Origin of the sequence: Caballeronia sp. (assembly GCF_049581465.1) — a bacterium.
Taxonomy (GTDB): Bacteria; Pseudomonadota; Gammaproteobacteria; order Burkholderiales; family Burkholderiaceae; genus Caballeronia.
This window is the reverse complement of the sequence record NZ_JBAUSA010001363.1, coordinates 1-8,666: the sequence shown is the minus strand read 5'-3', so window position 1 is coordinate 8,666 and position 8,666 is coordinate 1. Positions and strand designations below refer to the sequence as shown.

Annotated in this window: 8 protein-coding genes and 1 pseudogene; 7 read left to right on the top strand and 2 right to left on the bottom strand. The window is 59.5% G+C overall.

Features of this window, described 5'->3' with window-relative positions; all coding sequences use genetic code 11:
- Positions 1–1,014 (top strand): sensor histidine kinase (locus WCA53_RS32940; protein WP_423921860.1); only part of this gene is annotated, 1,014 nt, incomplete at its 5' end.
- 231 nt (positions 1,015–1,245) lie between these two features.
- A complete protein-coding gene (locus tag WCA53_RS32935) occupies positions 1,246–2,925 on the top strand; it encodes an ABC-F family ATP-binding cassette domain-containing protein (protein WP_423921857.1) in 1,680 nt (559 codons plus the stop codon).
- 96 nt (positions 2,926–3,021) lie between these two features.
- Here the strand turns inward: WCA53_RS32935 and WCA53_RS32930 are convergent.
- Positions 3,022–4,028, bottom strand: a pseudogene (locus WCA53_RS32930) (FAD-dependent monooxygenase); the annotation flags it as partial.
- A gap of 726 nt (positions 4,029–4,754) precedes the next feature.
- Here WCA53_RS32930 and WCA53_RS32925 point away from each other — a divergent pair.
- Complete coding sequence (locus WCA53_RS32925) at positions 4,755–5,129, top strand: translation initiation factor Sui1 (protein ID WP_423921854.1); 375 nt, start codon at positions 4,755–4,757, stop codon at positions 5,127–5,129.
- A gap of 14 nt (positions 5,130–5,143) precedes the next feature.
- Positions 5,144–5,599 carry a GNAT family N-acetyltransferase gene (locus WCA53_RS32920; RefSeq protein ID WP_423921849.1) on the top strand — a complete coding sequence of 152 codons (456 nt, stop codon included), beginning with the start codon at positions 5,144–5,146 and terminating at the stop codon, positions 5,597–5,599.
- 323 nt (positions 5,600–5,922) lie between these two features.
- On the opposite strand, the gene WCA53_RS32915 is transcribed toward WCA53_RS32920, so the two are convergent.
- The gene (locus WCA53_RS32915) at positions 5,923–6,327 is read right to left on the bottom strand and encodes a hypothetical protein (RefSeq protein WP_423921845.1); all 405 of its coding nucleotides are present in this window, start codon (positions 6,325–6,327) and stop codon (positions 5,923–5,925) included.
- Here WCA53_RS32915 and WCA53_RS32910 point away from each other — a divergent pair.
- The 3 genes from WCA53_RS32910 to WCA53_RS32900 all read left to right on the top strand — a co-directional run.
- Entirely contained in the window at positions 6,326–6,505 is a 180-nt protein-coding gene (locus tag WCA53_RS32910; protein WP_423921842.1) for a hypothetical protein, read from the top strand. The genes WCA53_RS32915 and WCA53_RS32910 overlap by 2 nt on opposite strands.
- A gap of 1,073 nt (positions 6,506–7,578) precedes the next feature.
- Positions 7,579–7,950 carry a VOC family protein gene (locus WCA53_RS32905; RefSeq protein WP_423921839.1) on the top strand — a complete coding sequence of 124 codons (372 nt, stop codon included), beginning with the start codon at positions 7,579–7,581 and terminating at the stop codon, positions 7,948–7,950.
- Positions 7,951–8,446: 496 nt separating this feature from the next.
- On the top strand, positions 8,447–8,666 hold a 220-nt coding region (locus tag WCA53_RS32900; RefSeq protein WP_423921831.1), incomplete at its 3' end, for a hypothetical protein.

The following is an 8,666-nucleotide window of genomic DNA, read 5'->3' as shown; positions in this document are numbered from 1 at the left end:
GGCCAACTCGAATTGAAAACGACGCTCTGCTACGAGTCCAGGGCAGTCCGAAAGCCGATTGTCATCGACCACTTCAGCCAGGACGCGACCTATCGCGGACATCACACTCCGGCCATCTACAAGCTCGAAAGTTATATTTCGGTTCCTATAGTCTTGCCAAATGGCGATTACTTCGGAAATCTGTGCGCGATCGACGCAAGGCCCGCCAAAGTCTCCGAGACGCGCGTTGTTCGCATGTTCGAAGTGTTCGCGAACCTGATCGCGCTGCAACTGGACCTTGAGACGCGCCAATGGTCAACTGAAGCCGAACTGACCCTGGAGCGGCAAACATCCGCGCTTCGAGAGCAATTTATCGCGGTGTTGGGCCACGATCTGCGCAATCCGCTGTCCGCCGTCAGTGCAACAGCAGAGCTTCTGATTCGTCGTCAATCGGACCCCGACCTCGTAATGGCTGGGCAGCGCCTGAAGCGGACTGTGACCAGAATGGCCCGGCTAATTGACGACGTGATGGATTTTGCCCGTGGTCGACTAGGTGGCGGCATCCCACTGTTGGTCCAAACGGTTAACGACCTCGGGGCCCATTTACGGGCGGTCGTCGACGAATTGCGTGACGCGAATCTATCGCGAACCGTTCTCTTTGAGATGGACCTTCCGTCGCCCGTAATCTGCGACGTGAGTCGAGTACAGCAACTGCTTTCAAACTTGCTCGGGAATGCACTGTCGCACGGTGCAGAGAATTCGCCCATCAAGGTACAGGCGACAAATGACGCCGGGGACGTTGTCATCTCCGTCACGAATTACGGCAATCCGATTCCTGAAAACCTGCTTCACGAGGTGTTTGAACCGTATTGGAGACCGGCGACAAGTGCCCCAGGCGGTGGCTTGGGACTCGGCCTTTTCATTTGCAAGCAGATCGTTGAAGCTCATGCTGGCACCCTCGAAGTGCGCTCAAGTTTGGCGCAAGGTACATGCTTTACTGCGCGAATACCGTTAATCCCGACACGGCCAAATTGACAACTAAAGGCGTAATGGCGGCTTGATCGTTTATGCCGCTTCACGCTGACATCGGCACGCGGTGTCGTGCTGTCTCGCTCGCGCCGCCTGTGAGACGCGCGCTCGACCGCCTCGCTTTGTGGCCGGTGGGCGCCGCAAAGCGCAAGCGGCTCTACACCCGTGCGGCCAGAAAAGAGACAGCCTTGCACGTCCGGTCGGCTATCATGCCTGTCCTCTCCGAAGTAGCTCCTTATGATTTCAGTCCGTAATGTCACGCTGCGCCGCGGCGTCAATGTCGTACTCGACAGCGCATCCGTCACCTTCACCCCCGGAGAAAAGATTGGCCTTGTCGGCCGCAATGGCGCCGGCAAGTCGTCCTTCTTCGGCCTTCTCAACGGCACGCTGCACGAAGACAGCGGCGAGTTCTCGATTCCCACTGCATGGAAGATGGGCCAGGTCGCGCAGGAGATGCCGGAGACCGAGCAGAGTGCGACCGACTTCGTCATCGAGGGTGATACCGTCATGCTGGCCGCACAGGCCGAAGTAACCGCCGCCGAGGCCAGTGACGATGGCATGCGCATGGCGCACGCCTACATGGCCCTGCACGACGCCGGTGCACATGATGCCCCCGCGCGTGCCCAAGCGCTGATCCAGGGTCTTGGCTTCAGTGCTGAGCAGCTTAGCCAGCCGGTCAACAGTTTCTCCGGCGGCTGGCGCATGCGACTGCAGTTGGCGCGCGCGCTGATGTGCCCGTCCGACTTGCTGTTGCTCGACGAACCGACCAATCACCTCGACCTCGACGCGCTGGTCTGGCTGGAAGCGTGGCTCAAGCGCTATCAAGGAACCATGGTAGTGATCAGCCACGATCGCGAATTCCTCGACGCGGTGACGCAGGTGACGGTGCACGTCGACAACGCCAAGCTCGTGCGTTATGGCGGCAACTACAGCAAGTTCGAAGACATGCGCGCTGAGCAGATGCTGTTGCAGCAGGCCTCGATGGCCAAGCAGGTGGACAAGATCGCCCACCTGCAGAAATTCATCGACCGTTTCAAGGCCAAGGCCTCGAAGGCGAAGCAGGCGCAGAGCCGGGTCAAGGCGCTCGAACGCATGGAGAAGATTGCACCCGTGCTTGCCGACGCAGACTTCACTTTCGAGTTCAAGGAGCCGCTCAACGTCCCGAACCCGCTGTTGTCGATGCTGGACGCAAGCTTCGGCTACGCGGCACCGACCGACGCGTCGCCGGACACGCCGCCGACGGTCATCGTGCGGGGCATCAACCGATCCGTGCTGGCCGGGCAGCGTATCGGCATTCTCGGTGCCAACGGCCAAGGCAAGTCCACGCTGGTGAAGACCGTGGCGCACGAGCTGGCGCTGATTGCCGGCGAAATCAGCGAAGGCAAAGGCTTGAACATCGGCTACTTCGCACAGCAGGAACTCGACGTGCTGCGTCCTCTCGACACGCCGTTGGAGCACATGATCCGCCTTGCCAAGGACACGCCGGCGCACATGCGTGCCCCCGGCCAGAGTGGCACCGAACAATCGCTTCGCGGCTTCCTCGGCACCTTCAACTTCAGTGGTGACATGGTCCATCAGGCGGTCGGCACGATGAGCGGCGGCGAAAAGGCGCGGCTCGTGTTGTGCATGATCGTGTGGCAGCGTCCCAACCTGCTGCTGCTCGACGAGCCTACCAACCACCTCGACCTGGCCACACGCGAAGCGCTAGGCATGGCACTCAACGAATTCGAAGGCACAGTGTTGCTGGTCAGTCACGACCGGTCCCTGCTGCGCGCGGTATGTGACGAGTTCTGGCTCGTCACCAAGGGCGGCGTCGAGCCCTTCGACGGCGATCTGGACGATTACCAGCAGTTCCTGCGCGACGAAGCCCGTCGCATGCGCGAGCCGGCTGCCGGGGAGCAGAGGGTCATCGCCTGAGCCGTCGCCGGCCAGAAGGCCCATCCGTGCGGACGATCGAAGCGACATCCAAACGGCTTTGTACCCGGTAATCCGGCCATACGATGATGCTATGAACTAGGCGAATCCACCCGCATTCCTGGGTTTGCCGAACCATCGCGCTAAGGCCTCGGCAAACTCCTCATCGCGAGGAGCGGCTTCAGTTGCCCAAGCGACGAACCCGTCAGGACGCAGCAGTACGGCGCGCAATCCCAGCCGTTCCTTGACGTCGCTTGCGACATAGGTGACCTGCTCTTGCCAACCGCTCGCAAGCTCCTGAAGCGATGCGCCCGGGTCGAACTCCAGGAATAGGCCTTTTCCTTCGCACAGAAGGCTGCCGACCAACGTTCCGTCGACTAGCTCGAAATCAGGAGCGCTGCGGCCTACCAGCGGATGACTGCTGCCAAGGTCGTAGCGGAGCGAAACGCCCCACACGCGCTCAGCAAAATAGGTCGCGCCATCGCGGGTCTCGACGAGATCACGGATGACGGCTGCAAGCGCGCGCGTGCTTTGGGTCGGGCGCATGAGTGCGCCTGCACATGCTCCAGGGTGATCGGCTGGATCCGGTGAAAGGCGCCGCCGTCGAATTCCACCATCGCGATCGTGCCGGGCCGCGCGTGGGTGTACATACCGGTCGACGTATAGTGCCGGCCTGGTCGGAGCGCTTCGGGGTCGCCCATCTCGACTTCGACGGAATAGCCAGTGAACTCGGGATGGGTGCCGACGAATTCGAACGCACCTGCCTTGCGTATTGCACTGCGGCCACCATCGCAACCGACAAGCCAGCGTCCGGAAAAAGTCTCGCCACCCGCGTGAACACTCACCTCGTCGTCTAGCGCCCTAATTGCGTCGGCGCTAACGCCACGCCGGATCTCGGCGCCCATCGCACTGGCCCGGCGGGCCAAGACGGTTTCGAGTGTCTCCAATTCGACTGCCATGCTGGTGTCGGCCGGGCTTGGCAGGCGATACGGCCACTTCGAGGTGTCGATGTCGTCGTGATAGAACTGGATGCCCGCGAAATGGCCGGCTGGCCGGCGCGGCTGTCCCATCCAGTGCGCGGTCGTCGCAGTCTTGTCTGCGGCATCGCTCTATGCCTCAGTTGAGAACCACACGGACGAACGTTTGGACGCCTGTACAGCGTCAAATGTTCGTCGTGGGGATCTCGTGCGCGAGGCCAAAGACCAGAGCTTTCGTTACCGAAAGGACTTGGGCTTACCAAACCAAGTCTGCCTTTTCCGACGCAGCTTTATAACATTGTGGCGACGGGGCGGCAACAAGCGCCGGCGTTCACGGCCGTGACCCAGAAGGCGACATTCGCCGGCCGCGATGCGCGGACGTTCAGACGTCGGTCCGGTCCATCAAACAGCCGTTCGATTGGCCAGGATGAACGATGCGTTGTCGGCCTTTTCTAAGCCAACACAACTGGACATCACGCGGATTGGCGCGGTATTGTTCGGCACTCAGGCTGAATAAGCGACAACTTGACCGGGTAAGCATTCTTTAATTCCCCGAGGTGCCCGATGAGAAGAACGTGGCGTTTTTGGAATGGGGTCGCCATAGTTTTACTGCTGATATCGGTTTGTTGTTCTCCCTGGATAGCACCGCACAAAGCCGTCTGGGCGTCTTCGAGGCATTTCTTTTCAGGGGCGGGATTCATCGTCCTGGGAGCTTCAAGAAATGATTCCAGAAAATTATTGCAAGCTTTTATAGTCGCCGTCGGGATCTTCTTGGTCGGAGAAGGGATTTGGGGGTGGGTTGGCATTTCGTAAAGCAACAATCGTGCGTTTCTCGTGTCTTTGAGCAAGTCAATTATGAACAGTAGTGCAAAAGGTAGTGCGAAAGGCGGCCTTGTCTATTCCACCGATGGCGGACGGATGTGTCCCGAATGCAGGCAGACGCTCGCGCAATGTATCTGCAAGACGGTTGCCAAGACACTACCGGTAGGTGATGGCGTGGTGCGAGTGTCTCGCGAGACCAAGGGCCGGGGCGGGAAAAGCGTGACGATCGTTAAAGGGCTGGCGCTCGATCCTCTCGACTTGGCCTTGCTAGGAAAGCAGTTGCGCACGGCATGCGGTTCGGGTGGAACGGTCAAGGATGGCGTGATCGAGGTGCAAGGGGACCATTGCGAGCGGGTCATCGAAGCGCTCAAAAAGTACGGCTACAGCGCGAAGCGGGCCGGGGGATGATCGCTTCTTCAGCCATGACTATCGCCTTCGAATCACCCGATCAACCTGATGTGATCGCCCTCATTGCTGAGCTGGACGCTTATCAGGACACCCTGTACCCACCAGAGAGCAGGCACGTCCTTGACCTGGCGCCCTTGAAGCAAGCCAATGTCTTATTTGCCGTTGCGAGGGATAGTACGGGCGAGGCAATGGGATGTGGGGCGATAGTCCTCTGCCCTGAATTCGGCGAAGTCAAACGCATGTATGTCAGTTCTCGCGGCCGAGGGCAAGGCGTCGCCAAGAAGCTCCTGGCGCTGCTTGAGTCCCGGGCACTAGGCTGTGGCTGTAATTTGCTCAAGCTCGAAACCGGACCGTACCAACATGCGGCGCTGGCTTTGTATGCCTCAGCCGGCTATGAGCGCCGCGGACCGTTTGGCGATTACACGAACGACCCACTGAGTGTGTTCATGCAGAAACACATCGCAGCCTGAGACTTGGCTTCGTGCGGACGCAGCGCGCGCGGCGAAGAACGGGAGCACCGCTGATAGTTTGCGCGGTGCGTTGGTCGGGCGGCTCGTGGACCGCTTATCGCTTAGCGGTCAAAGCACGCTCCGCCAGCGGTTTTTGTCTGCGCTCGTCGAGTTTCAAGTGGATGACGGGCCCATCCGAACCGGATGGGGACAACGACTTGTTACGGCGAGGGCCGCCTAGCGTAACCAGGCTAATTGGACGATGCGTCACGCTTGTTAGCCTGGCGCCAATTTTTCGTCAATTCGAACGCGTACACGGGCGGCTCCAGCGGTGCGCGTTCAGTCTATTGGTTGTCGGTACGGGGTCGCGCTGAAGCCTGTGCGGGGCCGTTCGGCGCGGTCGATGCCGCACTACCAGCCCAGCCGATCTCGATAATGGCATTCGAGAGCATGACGCGCGATTCTGCGTTGCTTGTATCAAGCGTTTGTACATGGGCCGCGTTACGGGCCACGCATGACCAGTCCTTGCCTTCTTCGCACCATCGCGCACGCTGCAAGGCCGCATCGCGCTCCCGTTCACGTCGAACCAAATCGGCGAACAAGAGATGCGCCTCCGGATTGGTTTGCAGGCTTGCGGGCAGCCTTCCAAGGCGCTCGCGTGCATCTGTCAAATCCCCTTTTCGCAGCGCGTAACGTGCGCCGGTCACGATGCCAGCCACTCGCGTCGCGATGATGTCCGTGGTTGGCATGAAGTCGGCACTCGATTTGTCGACCTCCGTGCCGGGTGCCAACGACGGCGAAGATAACGCGGGCTTCGTTTCTGACTCGCCGGCGCTATTGCTGGATGAGAGGGCCATAACCGTGCCAGATGCACTCACGTGCTGCGACGCGGAGGCACGCTCGAACCTTCCACCGGTGCTGGTGTAAGCAAAGGCCGCTATGAACAGGCCGATCACAGTGATCACCGCTGGCGGGCGCAACCCCGGTCTGTGTTTTCGGCGCGTACTCGTCGGGCGAGGCAAGACCTCCTCTTGTAGGCTTGGATACGGGCTCGAAACATGCACCCGACGCAAGCGCTGAGGATGACGTCCGACCGGGGCCTCCGAATTGTTCAGACTGTCCCTCTCCCAAGGTGCAGTGTGATTTAACGCCCCGCAACGTGAACAGTCATCGGCATCGGACGCACAGGTGTTGCCACAACGTCTGCAAATCACGCACTGTACGGATTCGAGGGTTTCAGGGTGGTTCATATCTACTTCCCTGTCGGTAATGCGAAACAAGTTCGGCTTAGAAATGGGCTACACGGTAACATTTACGGTCACCGGGACTATCGGCATTGCAAGGCGCAGCCTTGCCACTCTCTGTTTCCGAATGCGTATTTCACAAAGCACGGACATCAACGTCTTCGCCTTGAAGCGAGTACCAGGCGCTCGTTTTCTCATACGAACACCACACAGCGTGAAGCGAAGATTCGACTTGGTGCAAACAAGTAACGAGGCGGGGCAGTCTGTTCCGAACCGCGGCTCGATTCAGGTGCAGCACAAGGCGATGGGTGAACACGTTCGTGGGCGTTGAGGTATGCATAGGCTGCCGCGAAGCGGCGCTACGCGCCCAGTCTATGAACGCTCGCACGTTACGGGCCAGTTGCTCGTCGCCGCAATATTGACTGGCGCGTGTCGCGCGCGCTCAATATGCAATTTCGACGTCCCAGCTGTTGAATTCCGCTATTTTCGCACTTCGGTCATCGGTGTGCGGACAAGCGAGATGGACCCGGCCCCAGTGATAGGTTCTCATAGACGGCCATACGTTCCCTCCAACACTGCTCCGTATATCGAGGGTCGCTAGCCCACACGGTACGATCAATAGTTGGGTATCCTTCGGATTGGACATAAATGCGCAGTCACAGCAAACCAGTCAGCGATGCTGCGGCGCAGCCGACATCGGCGAGCGTATACTTCCACGGCTGAAGATCGATCGTAAAAACACATTCGGGGAATTCGATGTCCGTCTCAATGACGCGCTTGATACTGTTTGTCCGCGATGTTGCACTACTGAAGTCGTTCTATCAGACGCACTTTGGTCTTCCCGTCACGGAAGAGATTCAGGACGAATGGGTTGTACTAAAGGCGGGGGAGACCGAGATTGCGCTGCACCATGTCGGCGAGCCATACCGCGACCGACCAGCAGCGCCCAATCACTCGAATTCCAAGATCGTTTTCTCGGTGCAATCGGGCTTACCGGAATTGCGGGACAAGCTTGTGAACGCCGGCGTCCCAATGCGCAATCTGAAGCGCTACGACGGATTCGCTCAACTGATGTGCGACGGAGAGGATTCCGAAGGGAATGTATTCCAGCTTTCGCAAGCAGACTAGGCGAGGTTGCGCTGCCCGGTTCCATACGCCGAAAAGTGCTGACCTCTCGGGGTCATTCAGGCAATTGAGGTTCGGGAGGTACCGATTCCGCGAGGCCGGCATTATCAAGGGCGAGGGCGCATTCTATTTCGCCTGCAGGGGAGTCGAAAGGTCGTCTCTGTAACCTGCGAACACTGGCGTTTCACAACATTCACGCCAACGGTGAAGAGGCGGTTCGAGCGGCCGCGCCACAACTCGAAACGGCCATTCGCCGATGTTGCGTCAGGTCAGCCGAAACCAGAGGGCGACAATCATCCACCGATGGCAAATCGGTGTGCGACAATCATCAGGTCTCGCCATGGGGAGAACGGCCCTCGCAGCATGGGCGCTTCCCCTGATCTGACAATAGCATTGCCCACGATTGCGGAGTTTTAGGAGCCCGTTTCTCTCACCGGGAAAGGAGCGGCCTTTCGTCGTGACAACACGAGTGTTCTCTATGGCAGAGGATTCCGGGTACATGTTAGAGCCGCTTCGCGAGGACGCGGACTTCACCCTCTACCGCGGGAGGGAACTCGGCAAACAGACGCCGATCCTGGCGCTCGCGGTTGCCGCTGAACGGCCGTCGCCCCAGAGCCTGCGGCGGCTCAAACATGAATATTCGCTAGCAACCGAACTCGATGCGGCATGGGCAGCTCAGCCGCTCGCACTGACTCGTTACCAAGGGCGCGCGATCCTCC

Coding starts and splice junctions, on each gene's coding strand:
- WCA53_RS32905 (WP_423921839.1), top strand. CDS start 7,579: ATGTCCGTCTCAATGACGCGCTTGATACTGTTTGTCCGCGATGTTGCA.
- WCA53_RS32920 (WP_423921849.1), top strand. CDS start 5,144: ATGACTATCGCCTTCGAATCACCCGATCAACCTGATGTGATCGCCCTC.
- WCA53_RS32935 (WP_423921857.1), top strand. CDS start 1,246: ATGATTTCAGTCCGTAATGTCACGCTGCGCCGCGGCGTCAATGTCGTA.
- WCA53_RS32910 (WP_423921842.1), top strand. CDS start 6,326: ATGAAGTCGGCACTCGATTTGTCGACCTCCGTGCCGGGTGCCAACGAC.
- WCA53_RS32915 (WP_423921845.1), bottom strand. CDS start 6,327: ATGCCAACCACGGACATCATCGCGACGCGAGTGGCTGGCATCGTGACC.
- WCA53_RS32925 (WP_423921854.1), top strand. CDS start 4,755: ATGAACAGTAGTGCAAAAGGTAGTGCGAAAGGCGGCCTTGTCTATTCC.